Genomic DNA, 18686 nt, shown 5'->3' with positions numbered 1-18686 from the left:
AAACAGATTAACCCCAAAACAAAAAAATCCTTCGTATAATATGTGAGAGAAAAGGAGAGATAAAGGTATTTTAACCTTATCTCTCTTTTTCTATATTCATTTATTTTCAGGTAAGGAGTTGATTAGTTATTACTATTTATAAGAACGTGAAGAAGTGTTGATGCCGGTTGGAACTGTTGTAAAGGTTGAGGGGGACCCAAGGAAATGTCAGAGATGTGCATGATGATTTGGCGCAGGGTTATGAATCCATCTTCTATGAAATCGTGTGATTATATAAGCATTTATTATCCTGGAGATTATAAAATAAAACCTACCTAATTATAGAAGTGATTTGAACGTAAGGAAATTGTAAGAAATGGATAAGAAAAAAGAAATTTTTATTGTATAGGATACAAATATAGAAAAGCGTAAAAGAGGGAGGGTAAATAGGATACATTTATACGAAAAACAAACTAGTAATAAGAGCATTCTATTGGTGGCAATTACTGAAAGAACAGCAACTAAAACAAATACTCACTACAGTTCCTGCAGGAAAGGGAGGAATCAATGGATATGGTCTAGGAATCTATGAAATTAAACTTCTTAACGTTGTCTCGATATGGGGACATACAGGTGTTATTCCAGGATTTGATACTTTTGCTGGAGGGGCATATGTTGACGGCAATTTGAACAGTATGGATAGAGCCGAGAATACTGGTCTTTTTAAAAGTATTTTACTTGTTGAATATAGACGGTAGGGATAAAGCCAGAATAGTAGTTTATGTGATGTTTGTAATTGAACAAATAAAAGATGAAATCGATCATTTATCTAAGGAGGAATTTTTCTTATGGAAAATAAATTATCTGGAGTGTTAGCCGCTACCTTAGCTCTAACGATGAGCCTACCAACAGGAGCGATAGCGTCTTCTAGCAGTAAGACTCCGGTTGTATCTAGCCAAGAAGTTGCTAGCAAAGATTTGGAGAAGATTGCTGCAGAGAACGCTGCACTGCTCACGGAGTCCTATGAGACGACTAGTGTACAGTATGCGCTGATTGATAATGGTAAACTTATTGTGTCGGGGCAGACAGGTAAGAACGACATAGAAGGGAAACAGCCACTAACCAAAGATACTCTATACGGAATTGGTTCAACCAGTAAAGTATATACAGCTGCGGCTGTTATGAAACTGGTAGACGAAGGAAAAGTTGATTTGGATGCTCCTGTTGCCCGCTATATTCCTGATTTCAAAATGAAAGATAAACGATATAAGCATATTACACCGCGTATGCTGTTGAATCACTCCTCGGGTTTGCAAGGTTCGACGTTCAATAATGCATTTTTATTTAAAGATAATGATGCTTATGCTCATGATATATTGTTGCAACAATTGTCCAACCAAAACTTGAAGGCAGACCCTGGCGCGTTCTCAGTATACTGTAATGACGGTTTTACGTTGGCTGAGATCTTGGTAGAAAGAGTCAGCGGTATGAGTTTTACTGAATTTCTACATCAAAAGTTTACAGAGCCATTAAAACTGAATCATACGATAACATCGCAAGACAAATGGGAAGACGAAAAGCGGGCTGGACTGTATTCTCCGACATACCAGGGGCAGCTACCAAGTGAAATGGTGAATCTAATTGGTACGGGAGGAATCTCTTCTACTGCAGAAGATGTGGTGCGATTCTCACAAATATTTATGGGACAGGGAAAAGAAATTCTCTCTAATAAAGCAGTCAAGGCGATGGAACAAGAAGAATATAAAAAAGGAATGTGGCCGGGAGATAGCGGAAATGTGTTCAACTATGGACTTGGCTGGGATAGTGTGAAACTATACCCATTCAGTGAATATGGGATAAAAGCGTTGACTAAGGGTGGGGATACGATACTGCAACATGCTACATTGGTCGTGCTTCCAGAACAGAAGATGGCAGCAGCTGTATTGTCCTCCGGCGGGAGCAGCATGACAAATCAACTGTTGGCAAATAAATTACTGCTAGCTAGGCTTAAAGAGAAAGGGGCAATTAAGGATATAAAACCAGATAAATCCTTCGGCAAGCCAGTCAAGGCTAAAGTGCCTCAAGACGTGGTAAAAAAAGCAGGATTGTATGGAAATAGCTACAGCGATTTCAAAATAGAAATTACGAAGAAGGGAGAACTGTTTTTACCAACTAAACCAGAAGAAAAATATGTATTGTAAATGTCAAGATGATCATGTACATTTTCACTTGTTTAAGCATGTACAAATTTAATCGTTTTCTTTACTGAAATGATCTTTAATTCGGTATGATTGTCCTACAATGCTAACAACGGTAGCGTGATGTAATACACGATCTAGTATGGCATTAGCTATTTTAGGGTCCTGAAAGATTTCATCCCATGATTTGAAATTTACATTTGTAGTTAAAATCGTACTACGTTTTTCATAACGCATATCAATGAGTTGGAAAAATAATTTTGCATCCTCCGGATCAATTGGTAAATACCCAATTTCATCGATGATAAGCAATTTATACTTTGTGTAGTGTTTTAATCTTGATTCTAGACGATTCTCAAGCTTTGCACGCTTCAAATTTTGAAGTAAATCATGACACTTAATAAAATAAGTGCTTGTTCGTTTTTTAGCTGCTGCTATACCTACCGATGTCGCTAAATGGGTTTTACCAACACCACTAGGTCCTAAAAATACTATGTTTTCTTGTTGTTCTAGGAAACGTAGAGAAATAAAATCTAAGATTTGTTGTTTATTAATACTTGGCTGGAATTCAAAATCAAATGCATCAATCTCCTTTCTATGAGGGAATGCGCCCATTTTTACCATAGAGTGAATCATATTTTGTTCTCTTACATCAATTTCATAGTTTGTCAGCTTAACCAGTGCTTCCACGAATGACAATTGATTATTAATACTAAAATCAACGACTTCCCCTAAATGTTGTGTCATTTGTTTTAATTTTAAATACTCTAGGTTTGTGGTTAACTGTTGATAGCTATTCTTCATTTCTATATACCTCACCAATTACTGATAAATTTTGTTTCGCCAAATTGTCAATGTTCGGATATTTTGGTAGTGACTTAGCCAATGCGTTTTTATAATGTTCTTCTTTATAATTAAGCTTAGATTGACTGATTTTATGTTGTACAATTAACTTCATGTTATGATAAACATATATTTGATTATCATAGACTTGTAGACCAACGGTCTTACCTTGATACTCAGCTGGCACTGAGTATTGATTTGATTTGTAAGATATCATTCCTGACGCATTTACTTTTACAAGCTTATGTTTAATCTTATAGGAATCTCTTATTGTACTCGTAGGGAGTGGCTGTAAGAGATTCTTTTCTTGTTTTAAGGCAAACACCGGAATCTTACCAGTTCCCTGATGAAACGTTTGATTAATTCTTTTACATAACCTTTGTACAAATTCATGCAATTCTTCAAAAGTAAACTTGCCTTGATAAGCATGAATTTCATCTAGAAGTTTCATTGGAGCTTCTATTTTTCCTTTTGTATTTGGACGTCCTGCAATACAAGGTTGTACCTTAAATCCGAAATCCTGGGCAAATTGTGCAAACTTATTATTAATTGTTCCTGAAAAATGTTCTGTTCGAGCCTCATCCATTACAGTTTTCATATTATCTGTAACGATTACCTTCGGTACGCCACCAAACGCTTCAAATGCCTCTGTCATAAATGACAGTAATACACTTTGGGATTTTGAAATATTCAAGTGGAAAACTCTAAAGCGTGAATAAGATAGTAGAAGTACAGCCACATTTACAAATATCGTTTCACCATCTTTCGTTTCAAACTTTATGCTTTCTTTCCAATCTAATTGCGCTTGTTCAGCAGGAGGTGTTTCATAACGAACCTTTCCTGGTAAGTTTGAAGCAATACGTTTACCATCCTTAAAATATTTTTTGAATTCAGGTTTCCTATTGATATAGGCACGAAAAGTAGACTGGGAACATTGCAAACCATGATTATCCGTTAGATATTGCCATAGAACCCGCATATAGTAAAAAGTTTGTTTAGATTCATCTGATAAAAGATCTACAATCACTTCATAATAGGCATCGATTTTTGATGTTCTATTTTTGGTTCCTTTTGGTATAAAGCCATTCATGTATTTATCAATGGTACGTCGATCAACCTTCAATTCTCGCGCTAGTTGACTTTTATTTATTTTCATCTTTAAGTTCTCCATTAAATTTTTAAAATTAGACAAGTCTGTAAGACTTTTAATTGTAAATTCCGTTGGAATATCTAGTTTGATATACACACTAACCACCTCAAAGTCAGTATGTAGAATCCTGTTGAAAATGTACATGCTTATTCAAGTGTTAATGTGTACATTTAAACTAGCATTTATATGTATATACGGCGGATGGAAGCTTTATAAATGAGAAGGGTACTTCCAAGCTTAACTTCGTCACTGAGAAGAATGGAAAAGTTTATTTGAGAGAGAGCACATATGAATTATCACCGGGATTGGGGCAAAATGTGCTGACTCACTATTTAGCCCAGAAATTAGAAAACAATGTGTTACCGAAGAAAACAGCTGCTGCATGGGCGAAGCGCGAGGGTGGCAAATTCTACCTCGTTAACGAAAAATTTAATTCTATGAACTATCTAGGAAAACTAATGCCTCTTAACACACAAATTACGATCAAGGATGGGTATTGGGACGGCAAAAAAATTACAGGTCCGAATACGGCGACGCATCAAATTCAGATTCCTGTGATGAATGGGCGGGATACAAAGGAAGCCCATTTCTATACAGAGGATGGTACTGAATATATGGAGATGTCCAGCTTTTTATACGTCAGTGAATCTAACGTAAAATCCATTGATACAGGTCAATTATCGAAAGTTACATTGCAAAAAAATGGGCATGCGAAATGGTTTACGGTCCCGCAAGAGGCAGCAGGGAAAACGATGAATGTGGAGTTGCCATCAGGAAGTTCATTCGCGGTGTATGATAAGAATGGAGTATGCGTCAATTTTACCGTCGTTAGTGGCAATAACAAAGTGAAGCTACCAGAGAACGGAACGGTTGTATTTGCTGGTGCACCGAACTCCGAATTTACCGTCTCATTGAACTAGCTACAACTCGGGATAGACTTCAATAAAACAATGCGACATGGAAAAGATATTTTATTTGTATCTTAAGTATTCCCTTAAATGATATTACACTTAAATTCTTAGCTTGATAGCGATGTGGCGCTACCCATTAAAAAAGAAATAGGAGAGAACATCCTATTTCATTTTATTAATATAATAAAATGTAATGAATAGATCCAAGGTAATGATAATAATTAGAAGTAACAAGTGTATAAGTGCATTAATTTTCCCATGTTGTAAAGACTTTATAAAGAAATCCCATTCTGTTTCATAGGGAGGCTCTGCCCAATTTCGTTGCAGTCCTAACACCATTCCATTTATGAAATAGAAAATGCTTAATAGAATTCTTCCAATAAATAAGGCAGCTACTTTTATATTCCACTTCTTTATCAAGATTATATAAAGAAGTGGAAATAATATAAGTACCCAAAAAACGATAATAAAAACTGTATTCATCAGTTTCTACTCCTTTTGTGGATTATAAAGTTATGATCCCGCTAATTGTGGGTTGATTAAAGTTTCACTTTATCTCTCCGTCTCAAAAAACTCAATCCATTCTCCATCAGGACCAGCGAAGAATATGTAACGTGTTCCATCTGGTAATGTTTCAATTTCTTCTCCAAGTAAAAAGGTTACTTTTTGTTTCTTTAGTCTTTCGATTTCATCCTCTAATGAATCTACTTTAAAGCAAATGTGATGTACTTTTCCTTCTGCCGGAAGAGAAGAGTTGTAGCCTTCAATTAATTCGAGTATCGTTTCCTTCGATTCTTCCACACCTAAAAAAGCGAGTTTTAAGTCTGGATTCGGGTGACCCATACGTTTAATGAGCTGTAAGCCAACTACTTCTTCATAAAATGAAATAGATGTTTCTAAGTTTGCGACCATAAGACCGATGTGTTCAATTCTTCTAACTGGCATGTAGATCCCTTCTTTCTGAAAATTATATACAATATGTTATTGAAAATTAAGAAAATAAGCAAGATAAAAACCTTACAAATTTTAGCGTGTTATATGGTATAGTGAGAAAGTATGTTTGGGGAGAAGGAAGGAGATTATACGATGAATACACCTACTCAAACTCCTTCATTATCAGCAACGATGAAAGAGTGGCATTATGCATTAGCGTATGAAATTAAACATTGGAAAACGATAGGTGGTAGTAAAATTTCTATCATGAACGGTCGTTTTTTATATACAGATTATGAAAGTACAGTATACGTATTTCAGCTTATTTCGGAAGTAAGCTTACCGGAAGGTTCACCAATTCGAATTGAGTTTGATGGTGAGGAAGCGACAGGAGAAGTATTATCTGTACATGGATTAGAAATAGAACTGAAATTAAATGATTATATACAAGGTGAAATACGAGAAGCTGTTTTATACAGTGAACCGTGGCAATTGTTAGAGCAACTACAAGAGCGATTGAAAGAGGCACATAAAGATAAGCTAAAACGTAATCGTATAAAGCGTCTTGTTGATGGGACGAGCAGTCCGAAACATATTGAGAAGATGAAAAATCCGAAAAATGAATTGGCGTATCGTTCGTTTTACAATCCGACAACGTACGTATGGGGACCACCTGGAACAGGGAAGTCTTACAATTTATCACGTATTATTTCGGCTCATTATCAAAAAGGAAAATCGGTACTTGTGTTAGCTCATAGTAATGCGGCAGTAGACGTATTAATGAGTGAAGTAACGAAGCAAATTGAGAAGAAAAAGAAATGGACACCTGGCGAAATTGTTCGTTACGGTTATAGTCAACATGAACATATAAGAAATCATGAAACATTACTTACGTCGAAGTTAGTTGAAACGACGAACGGATCATGGGGAGAAGAAAGACTCTATTTAGAGGAAACACGACAAGATCTTCGTGAAAAGATTTTATCATATAAAGCGACTTCTGCTGATAAGAAGCGTATACAAGAGATTGAAAGTGATCTTCGAAAGCAAAAAGCGAAAATTAAAGAAGTAGAAAAAGAATACATTGAAAATGCGAAAGTAATCGGCGCAACTTTATCGAAATGTGCCATTGATTCACTTATTTATGAGCGTACATTTGATTTAGTTGTCGTAGATGAAGTGAGTATGGCATATGTTCCGCAAATTGCATTAGCTGCTTCACTTGGAAAACGTATTGTCGTTTGTGGGGACTTTTTACAGTTACCTCCAATTGCGATGGCGAACCATGAACTCGTTCGAAAATGGCTTGGGGAAGATATGTTTTATCATGCTGGGATTGTTGATTCTGTTAATAAATCAGAAGCACATCCGAACCTCTTTATGTTGCAGGAACAAAGGCGTATGCATGCGGATATATCGAAGTTTACAAACTCATTTATTTATAAAAATAGAGTATACGACCATCCGTCTGTTTCAGAGCGTAAGGAACTTGCGCGATTGCAACCGTTCGCAAATGAGGCAAGTGTTTTATTTGATACGAGCTTAATGGGAGCCTTTTCGTTAAAGGACGCTGCTTCTGGTTCTCGATTTAACATTATGTCTGGTTTAGTAGCGATGCAAATGATGTTAATCGGACTGTTAGATGGTGTTCAATCGATCGGTGTTGTTACACCTTACAGGGCACAATCCCGTTTTTTATCAACGTGCATTAGAGAAATGTTGCAGAGAACGAAATATCAAAACATACCAGTTTTAGCGGCGACGGTTCATAAGTTTCAAGGTTCCGAAAGAGATATGATGATATTCGATACAGTCGATAGTTATCCGCAAGAACGTCCTGGCGTGTTATTCTTTGACCACAAAAACCATCGCCTCGTCAACGTGGCAGTGACAAGGGCGAGAGGGAAGTTCATTCAATTATCAGATTGCCATTATATGCGTAAAAACCTTTCGAGAAAACAAGCGTTATCACAATTAACAGCTCATATAGAACGGCATGGAGATGTATATGACCGTACGACATCAAGGCAATTGTGGGAACGAAAAATATCGAAACGATTACGCTGGTTTATGGAAATGAATCTTGAGGAAACGAAAGGGCTATTAAAAGATATTTTAGCTGCAAAACGAAAAATCATAATTTCACTTCCAAGCACAAAGCAAGTAGACAAACGAGTATGGCAAGCGTTAATGCGTACAAATGCGCAAATAACAGTGTATAGTGATGGACCAGTTCCATTGAAAAATGTAAAGTTACAAAGACAAAATAAAGCATTCCCGTTTATCGTAATCGATGATGAAATCTTTTGGGCAGGGGCACCACTCACATCTCAAATGATGTTTGAAGGTAGTACGGAATTTCCGTACGTATGTGCAAGACTGCAAGCACCGGAAACAATTGGTGTATTAAAAGGATTTTTAGATATTCGGTAAATTCGGATAGGAATTCCTTGACTTTTACTCGGGATGAACTTAGAATGAATGTAATTTAATATAATTTTATGAAAATTCTTATCGTGAGAGGTTGAGGGACTGGCCCTATGACACCTCGGCAGCGGATTCTTTATGAATACTGTGCCAATTCCAGCAAGGTAACTTGAAAGATAAGAAAGAAGCTCATTTTGACTGTATATGCAGAAGCCTCTTTCTATCTTTTAGAAAGAGGCTTTTTTATGTGAAAATATAAGGGGGAAGAAAAATGGGAGCAACAGGAGTAACGTCACAAAGAAAAACAATTGAAGAGAGTATTGAAAGAAATAAGGAAAAGTACATAGAAACAAGTCACGATATTCATGCGAATCCGGAGATTGGTAATCAAGAGTTTTACGCATCAAGAACGTTAAGTTTATTGCTGGGAAGTGCAGGATTCCAACTGCAACATAATATAGCTGGACATGAAACAGGTTTTATCGCGCGAAAAAGTTCAGGAAAACAAGGACCAGTCATCGCATTTTTAGCTGAGTATGACGCTTTACCAGGACTCGGTCATGCGTGTGGTCACAATTTGATTGGCACAATTAGCGTTGCGGCAGCGATTGCATTATCAGAAACGCTTGAAGAAATCGGCGGAGAAGTTGTCGTATTCGGAACGCCAGCAGAAGAAGGAGGGCCAAACGGTAGCGCAAAATCGAGTTATGTAAAAGCAGGTTTATTTAAAGATGTTGATGCGGCGCTTATGATTCATCCGAGCGGAAAAACAGCGACAACGAGTCCTTCACTAGCAGTCGATCCACTTGATTTTCATTTTTATGGAAAAACAGCTCACGCCGCAGCTTCACCAGAAGAAGGAATTAACGCATTAGATGCGGTTATTCAGCTGTACAACAGTATTAATGCACTTCGCCAACAACTTCCGTCAGATGTGAGAATTCATGGCGTCATTACAGAGGGCGGAAAAGCACCTAACATTATTCCTGACTACGCCGCAGCAAGGTTCTTCATCCGCGCAGCAACGAGAAAAAAATGTACGGAAGTAACAGAGAAAGTAAGAAATATCGCAGAGGGAGCAGCATTAGCAACAGGTACGAAAATAAAAATCCATCAATTCCAAAATGAAATCGATGAACTACTCGTAATAAAAACATATAACGACGTCGTAGCCGAAGAACTAGAGTTATTAGGTGAAGAAGTAAATCGTAAAGAAAGACTTGGCATCGGCTCAACAGACGCAGGAAACGTCAGTCAAGTCGTACCAACAATTCACCCGTACATTAAAATTGGTCCAGACGATTTAATTGCGCATACGAATGAATTTAGAGAAGCAGCACGTTCAGAACTTGGAGATAAAGCATTAATTACATCGGCAAAAGCACTAGCAAATACAGCGTATCGATTAATTACGGAAGAAGGGCTGTTAGAGAAGGTGAAGGAGGAGTTTAGAGAGGCGCAGAGGAATCAGGGGTAAGGGAATTAAGGTGCATTGTTCGCAGAGCAATCTAATTAATAAGTAGAGATATAAAAAGAACATTGAAAAATCAATGTTCTTTTTTGTTTACTATTCATTAATTTTGTTGGTTTTTCTCATAATGGAAAAACTTTTACTGTTAGCGGAGGATAATACGTATCCCTTTATTAGAATGACAATTTCTCCTCAAACTCACTCTTTAATACAATTAAAGGAGACGATAATCCAAATTGCATTAAAGAGTCTAAAAATGTAGCGAGAGAATCCATCGAATCGCTCATGACCTTCATCATATAATTAAACTCCCCACTAATTCGATATAAATCTGTTACTTCAGGAGCGGCATTACAATATTGGATAAAATCAGAGCATTGGCTCGTTTTAAACATGATGAATGCTTGAATGTTTTTATTAATTTTAGAAGGCTCAAATTTCGTTCGATAAGCCGCTATAACTCCTTGATCTTCAAGTTTGTTAATTCGTTCTTTTACAGCAGGCTGTGTCATGGATATAATCCGTCCGATTTCTGAAACGGAAATTCTCGCATTTTCATATAACAAGTTCATAATTTTATGATCGATTTCATCCAGTTTTACTGCGTTTTGCATTGTGTATCCTCCTTGTTATATTTTCTAAAGTAAATTGCAAATTATAACTATAATATCATAAGTGAACGAACTAAATTACCTATAGATCTATATTTAAAATGATTGGTTTTTGTATGAAAATATAAGTATAGAATTCATCTCACATTAACTGCCCGTAAACGCCCAATTGGTGAGGGCTGATTAAAGTTTCACTTTATTAAACGGAAATTTAGGAAGGATGGGAAAAATGAAAAATCTTGATGGGAAAGTAGCGTTAGTAACAGGAGCGAGTCGCGGCATTGGTCGTGCGATTGCGATGAGATTGGCAAACGACGGTGCATTAGTTGCGATTCACTACGGCCGAAATAAGGCAGCTGTAGATGAAACAATTAGTGAGATTGAATCTAATGGAGGAAAGGCTTTTTTAATTGAAGCTGATCTTAATTCAATTGATGGTGTTAAAAAGCTAGTAGAACAATTGAAGAATGAATTACAAATAAGAGTTGGTACATTAGAGATTGATATTTTAGTAAACAATGCTGGGATAGGTACACAAGGGACGATTGAAAATACAACAGAAGAAGTTTTTGATGAAATTATGGCCGTAAATATTAAGGCGCCATTCTTTTTAATTCAGCAAACATTACCGTTACTACGAGCAGAGGGGCGCGTTATTAACATTTCATCAGCTGAAGTACGACTTGGTTTTACAGGGTCCATTGCATACGGCTTAAGTAAAGGTGCATTAAATACGATGACACTACCTCTAGCTAAACATCTTGGAGAAAGAGGTATAACAGTGAATGCAATTATGCCTGGATATACGAAGACAGATATCAATGCAAAATTGCTAGATGATCCGGAAATACGAAATTTTGCTACAAACTCATCTGTGTTTGGACGAATAGGGCAAGTTGAAGATATTGCAGATGCAGTAGCATTCCTTGCCTCTGGTGATAGTCGCTGGGTAACAGGGCAAATTTTAGATGTTTCTGGAGGGTTTTGTTTATAGGGGCACTACTTCATATCCATCAAGCTAATCTAGTAATTTATAGAAAGGTATGCTTGATAAAGAAGTCTATTAAAACGTGATTTTTTCGCTAGGCAACTTGAATCAGGGGGTATTTCTTTTTCTTAAGTTGATGGGTATGTATGGTGACCCCTATTAGACGATAGTGAATTAACAATTTCGGGGTTCAGTTCAACTTTATTCAAAATAAGATTTTTTTGCAGTAAAATCAATGTTAGTGAAACTTTTTTATCAAACTTTTTTCTAAATTAACATAAATACTTGCAATATTTAAATTAGTACTATATAGTTCTAGTTATGACAAAGGTAAAATTAATGAATCAAAAACGTGTGATTGAAGTAGCTGCAACATTATTTTTAGAAAAAGGGTTTGCTTATACAAGTATGGATGAATTAGTACGTGTAAGCAAAGTTTCAAAGTCTAATGTGTATTATCACTTTTCTAATAAGGAAGTATTATTAGAAGGGGTCGTTGATTATTGGATTGAAATGTATCAATCTGCAATTGATGACGTACTTTCTCAGAACCAATTTTTAGTTGAAGATCGTATCCAACTGTTTTTAAAGCAATTATCACAAGGAGTTCAGTCGAGAGAGTATAAGGGGAGCTGTCCATTTATTACTCTTTATATTCAAAGTCCTAAACAGGCCACGCAAATAAAAGAAAAAATAGGTCTTTTTTTTACAGGATTACAAAAGAAAGTTTCTCTATTACTTAAACAAGGGGTAGAGAATGGAGAATTCAGAAATACGATTAATATTGATGAGGTTGCATCACTTTTTATTACAAATCTTGAAGGAGCGTTATTTATTTCAGAAACATTGAAGGATGCAACTGTAATTACGAAAACAGCAGATCATTTTTTTAAATTGCTTCGATAAAAGAAGCTTTTTTTTTACATCAAATTAGTACTAAATAGTACTAAAAGGGGGATTTTATATGAGAACAGTATTTTTAACTGGTGGAACAGGCTTTATTGGAAAGCAACTAGTGAAAGAATTAGCCAAAGAGGATGTTAAAATTCTTCTTTTAGTAAGGTCGAAAAGTAAAGCAATACGCATTTTTCAAGAAAGAGGCAGCTTAAAAAAGGCAGTTATGCACTTTATTGAAGGTGATTTGACGAAAATAGATTTAGGTCTAAGTGCTGAAGATAAGGAGAGGGTATTGAAAACGGATGTGATTATTCACGCAGGAGGCCCCATGGATATTCAAGCGACAAGTAAAGATGCAGCTTCTGTATTTTTAAATGGCGCCAAACACATTTGTGAATTAGCTAAAAGCATTCATCAATTGAAGGGCTTGCAACAATTTATTCATGTTGTAGGTTATATGAGCCCCTTTGATGATAAAAATAGCAAGATTGCAATTGATGTGTTTAAAGAAGGAAACAATTATTTGAAAATAAAAAATCCATATGAGAGAACAAAATTTTTAGCAGATCTTTATATCCGTCACCAGGCATCAGCAGTAGGTTATCCGCTTTCTGTAATTAATCCGCCAACTGTAGTCGGTAGTAGTAAAACAGGGAGTACAGAGCAGATAGCAGGATTAGGTTTGCTTGTGATGAGTATGCGAAGAGGGCTCATGCCAGTGATTCCTGGAGGTAAGGGATATAGGTTACCTCTTATTTCAAACGATGAGCTTGCGAAGTTTATTGTGCAGGTTTTCAGATTGGAACAACCGACTATTCAAACATATACACTTGTTGAAGACAAACAGCACGATCAGAACATTGCTGAATTATTAAGTATTATGTCGGAAAGTATGAATATGAGGGCACCAAAAATCTCTGTCCCAATGCCACTTATGAAAGCAATTATGAATAGTGGAGTAAGTAAAATAACAAAAATTCCTTCTGATGGACTGAATTTTATTACAAAACGAAAATTTTCAAATGTTTCAGCGAAAAAAATTATGGGAGGAGATTGGTTTAAGAAGACGAGTGTAATGAAATTTTTCCCTGCCGTAGTAGCTGATCTGGATTATCGAATGATGTATCAAAATGGCCAGCATAATCATTTATTTAAACGAACATTATGCGATAATACGACCCTTTACCAATTACAAGGAGAGGGTAAACCGTTTATTTTATTACATGGTTTATTGAGTGATGGAGAGGATTTATTTCCTTTAGCACAAGAGCTTCATGAAAAAACTGGTCAACCTGTATGGATCGTGGATCTTCCAGGTTTGGGACGTTCTCCTTTTAAACAAGAGAAAAATCTTCTAGATATCTATTTGAATGTAGTGAAAAAGTTATTGGAGAAAGCTACTAATGGTGCACATCTAATTGGCCATTCATTCGGTGCGTTTATTCTTTTGGAAGCATTGGTACAAGAGTACATAGATAAGAAGTATTCAATCACTTTACTTCAGCCACCTGTTGCTAAAAAAAATGCTAGATCGCTAAATGTTCCTCAATTTATGAACAAATGGATATTAAAATTGGCAACTACTAATTTGATAGGGCGTTATTTATTAAGTAATGGTTTGTTTGAAAGTATGGAGAGCATCCCTGAACATTATATTGAAAAAATAAGTAACAGTTTTACTTCTCCTAGAATTTTAAATACTACGGTTCAGCTTAACAGTTTACTACTGAAACACGATCAAGGTGATTTTAATGAAGTAACAAAGTATAATCTTCACATTATTTGGGGGGATTATGACAGAGGCTATTCTGCTCCATCGCATCTTGGTAAGGTTGATTTTGTTCCATATGGCCATCATTTTCCTCTTAGCCATCCGAGTGAAACGGCAACATTAGTAATAAAAAATAGTAATACTAGCAGATGAGAGTGTGGGATAAATAAAAAGTGTGTAGTAAGATCGTTGTGTCTTTGCAATAAAATCGTACTGTTTGGGGTCCCACCCCATGTCCATCAACTTAAGAACTTTCTTTAACCCTAAGTTTAAAAATACGCCATCCTTTTCTATGATTCTACAGAAAGAATAGCGTATTTTTTTATTTTAGGGAGTATTTTGTTTTATTAGCTTAATAACATTGGTTTGCCCCCGTAATTCCAAAATCCCCAAAATTTTTTTTAGAATAAGTTTTTTGAACCAGAAATGTATATTTTTAACTATAAAAACTATGGGAAGATTTATCTGTTTTTCCTTTTTACCTACTTGCTAAATTCAGCAAGTAAAATATTTTTAAAAGGATCAGAACGACTAGTTTTATGGCCATTCAAATTGATGGCCAATGTATGCTTGCCTCCAAGTGTGCCTCCAGCAAAATTAGAAAACCCTGGAGAGGCACCTCCGTGTCCCCATATCGAGACACGGTTTGGAAGTTTAGTTTCATAGATTCCAAGACCATATCCATCGATTCCTTCTGTTCCTGTAGGAACTGTAGTAAGCATTTGTTTTAGTTGCTGTTCCTTCAGTAATTTGCCACTGAGTAAGTAAGAGAAGAATTTGTTTAAATCGTCAGCAGTAGAAATCATATCTCCATCCGAGCTACCTGGGTAAGAATAAGTAACGTCTTTTAGCTCACTTTCTCCGTCATAACTTTCATATCCACGGGCATGTTTGGTACCTGGAATAACAGTTGAATTACCAGGTAGGAATGTATTCGACAATTCGAGCGGTTCAACAATCCGATTTTCAACCTCTTCCGCATAGCTGTTTCCAGTTACTTTTTCAATAAGGATACCCAGTATTACGTATCCTGTGTTTGAATAAGACCAGCCCTTACCTGGAGCAAAGTCTGGTGGAAGAGAAATTCCCATCTTTACTAATTCTTCAGCCGTATACAATTTTTTTGTATCCATAATATCATAGTCTTTTGACTTTAAGTATTCAGCAATCCCACTTGTATGATTCAATATCTGCCGAATCGTAATCTGGTTAGCATCATATCCGTTTCCTTGAATGACGCCAGGCAACCATTTTTCGATGGAGTCATCTAGATTCAAGCGGTTCTCTCCAGCCAATTGAAGTAGAACTGTTGCAATGAATGTCTTCGTCGTACTGCCAATGCGAAAGCGAAAATCTGTTTTCATCGGCTTCTTGGTTCTCAGATCCGCTATCCCGGCAGCATATCTCCAATTTTTGCCACCCTTAGAAATTTGAGCGAGTATTCCAGGGTATCCAAGTTGGAGTGAATCCCGCATTGCTTTCTTAACGGAAGTACGATCGCTTTGATTACTTGTTTGTAACGAACTAGATACATTTTGCGTGGGTTCTGCTTTTACAATTGAGGCTGGTGTTATGTATAACAGGGAACTTCCAGCTATTAAAAGTGATAGACTTGCACATGTAATTTTACTGCATGTTTTCATAAAGCATCCTCTCCTTTATTTAAATTGTAAAGTTAGTTGCTTGCTGTTTCGTATTAATTACACAGCTATCATCTCCAAAAATGACAAAAAAGTCAGAATTAAATTCGTAATCATATTCATAATTATTATTTTTACAAAGGCTATTCTGTCTTAACAAACGGTAAATCGCTTTTCTTCCACTTGTATGTTAACCCCAGAAATTACTTCTTTTCCTTGAACCACTCTTGTTACTGGTTTGTTTTTCCTATATAAGTCATATCTGTTCCGCCTTTCACACCTCCTTATATTTTTATCCTACACAATGAAAATCTCTTTTTTCTTACCTATTCCTTACAAATTACTTACGTTCAAAATAGCTTCTATAATAGGATAGAAGGAGCATCTGTACCCGAAAGTTCAAAGTATTTTCCAATAAATATAGTTATCAAAAAGAAAAACAGGGGTTTTTCACTTCTATGTTTCTTTTTTTTCGTTTTGGGGAACAATTAATTCTTAAGTTGATAGCGATGGGGTACCGCCAACAAGACGCGAATTTTGCACGCTAAGCCAAAAAATAATAAGCTGTCCACATGGACAGCTTATTTACATAATTCTCGTTATCGGTAGCAAGTTTTTCATAGAATCCTTGTTTTTACTAAATTTTTTGTCTCTATGTCTATTTATCTCTTATACAAGCTTTTATACATCATTGATATAGCGGGGATTCTAGGGATATTCGCTATTCTTTTTTGCATAAAATCTTGTATAGAAAAGCAGTTAGACTAGTGTGTTTTACTTCGGTTCATTTCAAAATGTAATTGAAAATTCATCTTTAAATTAAAAAAAGAAGGTGTTATCTTTATATATTAATAACTTCGAAATATTGTATAACAGATAACTTTTATGCATTATTGATTAGCATTGCTTATTGTGCTAACGAATCAGGATAGTGTGGCGACCGACCAACTAAATAGTTGTTTATCCTCAATTATGAGAAGGAAAGTTCTGTCATTTCGCGAATTTATTAGACATATACGAGTGCTATAATTTTCTATATCTATACATATAAGAGGTGACTTCGCATGAATCATAGACCGTCAGAAGAAGAATACGCTGGGAACTCCGGCGAATATATCCGTTTGGTACCGGACGGTAACATCATCGATATTCTGCTCACCCAGGAAAAGCAAATGACCGAGCTCCTGGCATCGTTGACCGAAAGTCAGTACGCGTATCGGTGTGCGGAAGGAAAATGGACGTTGAAAGAAGTCGTGGGCCACATTGCAGACGCAGAACGCGTCATGACCTACCGCCTGCTCCGGTTCGCAAGAGGGGACCAGACGCCTCTGACTGGTTTCGATCAGGAATTGTTCATGCCTCCTTTCGGAAGCTGGACAACCGCACAATTGGCCGAAGACTACCGGGCCGTACGGCAATCAACGATCACATTGCTGCGCGGGCTACCGGCTGAGGCGTGGACCCGCAAGGGCACAGCCAACAACCTAAGCATTACGGCGCGCGCCCTCGCGTACGGCATCGCAGGACACGAACTTCATCACATGGGGGTTATCCGAAATCGGTACTTGAGTTAATCGTCGGCTGAGGCCTTTTGAATGGAACTAACACCTTTCATACAATCTTAGATACCGTTCTTATTGGGTCCAGCTCCACAACCATCAACTTAAGGATTTAGACTATTTTTGAAATTAAAAGCACGGTACTATTCTCTTATGTTAATGAGAAAGGGTGACGTGCTTTTTATGAATATGCACCAAAAACAAGAGTTCTCTTTATTTGCCGAAGAGTTATATCAATCTTTTCATTTTGGGGTATTTGTTTTTTTAGCTTGATGGTGATGGGCACTACTCTATAATGGTCAAATTAAAATTTAAAACAGTTATAGAGACTCCATTCCTCCGAAATATTGTAACTATTATGTTGTAAAAAGGTATGATGCGAGGAAGCTTTTTTAATTAATCAAAAAAAATTGATTAACTAGTTGCATAAAGAACTCACCAGCGTATATACTACAAATATCAAAAAAAGTTGATGAAGGGAAGTGAACTACAGTGGCACAAGATTTTCAGCTCTATGAGAAAAAATTTAAAGCGTTGGCGGATCAGAAGCGCTTAGAAATCATGTATGAACTGTGCCAGCGAGGCCAGACGTGTGTATGTGATTTAACAGAGATTTTTGAAATGACGCAATCTAAGTTGTCCTATCATTTGAAGATTTTATTAGACGCAGGTTTAATTATAAAAGAAACAAAAGGTACGTGGAGTTATTATGATTTAAATGATACGGAAGTGAATAATTTATTATCAGAAGAATTGTGTTGTATCTTTAGAAAAACAGGCAAAGGAAGCTGTTGTTAAAATTTTGCACTATTAATCAAAAAAAATTGATTAATAACATGTAAAGAGGAGGAATAAGGTATGAGATATGTTCACGTTGGTATAAATGTTACGAATTTAGAGAAGTCTATTGAATTTTACGAAAAGGTATTTGGTGTATCGCCAGTTAAGGTGAAAACGGATTATGCAAAATTTTTATTAGAGACGCCAGGACTTAATTTTACGCTGAACGTACGAGATGAAGTGAAAGGAAATCAGGTGAATCATTTCGGTTTCCAAGTGGATACAGCTGAAGAAATCGCATTACATAAAGAGCGATTAGAAAAAGAGGGTTTCTTTGCGCGTGATGAGATGGAAACAACTTGCTGCTATGCGGTTCAAGATAAGTTTTGGGTAACGGATCCTGATGGGAATGAGTGGGAGTTCTTTTATACAAAAGCACATAGTGATGTTCATAAAATAGAAGATCTATCTTGTTGCACGACTTCTAACGTAGTAGAAAAAAATTCTTGTTGTTAATAGGAGATGGAA

The 18686-nt window shown here is 36.3% G+C and carries 14 protein-coding genes, 3 pseudogenes and 1 riboswitch; of the genes and pseudogenes, 11 read left to right on the top strand and 6 right to left on the bottom strand.

The features are described 5' to 3' along the window. Positions 1-479: 479 nt before the first annotated feature. A pseudogene (locus QCI41_RS05990) lies at positions 480-737 on the top strand (serine hydrolase domain-containing protein); the annotation flags it as partial. Positions 738-827: 90 nt separating this feature from the next. Beyond that, positions 828-2174: pseudogene (locus tag QCI41_RS05985) on the top strand (serine hydrolase domain-containing protein); the annotation flags it as partial. A 54-nt stretch (positions 2175-2228) separates the two neighbouring features. Here the strand turns inward: QCI41_RS05985 and istB are convergent. Both istB and istA read right to left on the bottom strand, forming a co-directional pair. After that, positions 2229-2981 carry an IS21-like element IS232 family helper ATPase IstB gene (istB, locus tag QCI41_RS05980; protein ID WP_098866930.1) on the bottom strand — a complete coding sequence of 251 codons (753 nt, stop codon included), beginning with the start codon at positions 2979-2981 and terminating at the stop codon, positions 2229-2231. Continuing rightward, a complete protein-coding gene (gene istA / locus QCI41_RS05975; protein WP_353836570.1) occupies positions 2971-4266 on the bottom strand; it encodes an IS21 family transposase in 1296 nt (431 codons plus the stop codon). The genes istB and istA overlap by 11 nt, the downstream gene beginning before the upstream one ends. Positions 4267-4355: 89 nt before the next feature. Here istA and QCI41_RS05970 point away from each other — a divergent pair. Then, a pseudogene (locus QCI41_RS05970) lies at positions 4356-5090 on the top strand (serine hydrolase); the annotation flags it as partial. 153 nt (positions 5091-5243) lie between these two features. Here the strand turns inward: QCI41_RS05970 and QCI41_RS05965 are convergent. Next, positions 5244-5564, bottom strand: coding sequence for a hypothetical protein (locus tag QCI41_RS05965; protein WP_353837965.1), 321 nt, complete (start codon positions 5562-5564; stop codon positions 5244-5246). Between the two features lie 69 nt (positions 5565-5633). After that, entirely contained in the window at positions 5634-6026 is a 393-nt protein-coding gene (locus QCI41_RS05960; RefSeq protein WP_046954867.1) for a VOC family protein, read from the bottom strand. A 111-nt stretch (positions 6027-6137) separates the two neighbouring features. Here QCI41_RS05960 and QCI41_RS05955 point away from each other — a divergent pair, with 111 nt between their 5' ends. After that, complete coding sequence (locus QCI41_RS05955; RefSeq protein ID WP_353837966.1) at positions 6138-8447, top strand: AAA domain-containing protein; 2310 nt, start codon at positions 6138-6140, stop codon at positions 8445-8447. A gap of 75 nt (positions 8448-8522) precedes the next feature. Further along, a riboswitch (SAM riboswitch) is annotated at positions 8523-8624 on the top strand. Between the two features lie 88 nt (positions 8625-8712). Next, positions 8713-9918 (top strand): M20 family metallopeptidase, encoded by a 1206-nt coding sequence (locus QCI41_RS05950; protein ID WP_353837967.1) that lies wholly within the window; start codon positions 8713-8715, stop codon positions 9916-9918. Between the two features lie 167 nt (positions 9919-10085). On the opposite strand, the gene QCI41_RS05945 is transcribed toward QCI41_RS05950, so the two are convergent. Continuing rightward, positions 10086-10526, bottom strand: a complete 441-nt coding sequence (locus QCI41_RS05945) for an Lrp/AsnC family transcriptional regulator (protein WP_001178571.1) — start codon at positions 10524-10526, stop codon at positions 10086-10088. A gap of 226 nt (positions 10527-10752) precedes the next feature. Here QCI41_RS05945 and QCI41_RS05940 point away from each other — a divergent pair, with 226 nt between their 5' ends. From QCI41_RS05940 to QCI41_RS05930, 3 genes are all read left to right on the top strand, one after another. After that, on the top strand, positions 10753-11517 hold the full coding sequence (locus tag QCI41_RS05940) for an SDR family oxidoreductase (protein WP_353837968.1): 765 nt from the start codon (positions 10753-10755) through the stop codon (positions 11515-11517). A 333-nt stretch (positions 11518-11850) separates the two neighbouring features. Beyond that, entirely contained in the window at positions 11851-12417 is a 567-nt protein-coding gene (locus QCI41_RS05935) for a TetR/AcrR family transcriptional regulator (RefSeq protein WP_001072319.1), read from the top strand. Positions 12418-12475: 58 nt separating this feature from the next. Further along, positions 12476-14332 carry an alpha/beta fold hydrolase gene (locus QCI41_RS05930; RefSeq protein WP_353837969.1) on the top strand — a complete coding sequence of 619 codons (1857 nt, stop codon included), beginning with the start codon at positions 12476-12478 and terminating at the stop codon, positions 14330-14332. A gap of 329 nt (positions 14333-14661) precedes the next feature. Here QCI41_RS05930 and QCI41_RS05925 read toward each other — a convergent pair whose 3' ends face one another. Further along, positions 14662-15822, bottom strand: coding sequence for a serine hydrolase domain-containing protein (locus QCI41_RS05925; protein WP_353837971.1), 1161 nt, complete (start codon positions 15820-15822; stop codon positions 14662-14664). Positions 15823-16883: 1061 nt separating this feature from the next. Here QCI41_RS05925 and QCI41_RS05920 point away from each other — a divergent pair. The 3 genes from QCI41_RS05920 to QCI41_RS05910 all read left to right on the top strand — a co-directional run bounded on the left by QCI41_RS05920 (position 16884) and on the right by QCI41_RS05910 (position 18674). Continuing rightward, positions 16884-17393, top strand: a complete 510-nt coding sequence (locus QCI41_RS05920; protein ID WP_353837972.1) for a DinB family protein — start codon at positions 16884-16886, stop codon at positions 17391-17393. A 477-nt stretch (positions 17394-17870) separates the two neighbouring features. Continuing rightward, positions 17871-18176, top strand: coding sequence for an arsenical resistance operon transcriptional regulator ArsR (arsR, locus tag QCI41_RS05915; RefSeq protein ID WP_353837973.1), 306 nt, complete (start codon positions 17871-17873; stop codon positions 18174-18176). A gap of 60 nt (positions 18177-18236) precedes the next feature. Then, entirely contained in the window at positions 18237-18674 is a 438-nt protein-coding gene (locus QCI41_RS05910; protein WP_353837974.1) for an ArsI/CadI family heavy metal resistance metalloenzyme, read from the top strand. The last annotated feature ends 12 nt before the right edge of the window (positions 18675-18686 follow it).

The organism is Bacillus cereus group sp. MG4, assembly GCF_040460055.1.
GTDB lineage: Bacteria > Bacillota > Bacilli > Bacillales > Bacillaceae_G > Bacillus_A > Bacillus_A wiedmannii.
Note: the sequence above shows the minus strand (reverse complement) of the source record. Positions and strands in the feature narration are given on the sequence as shown.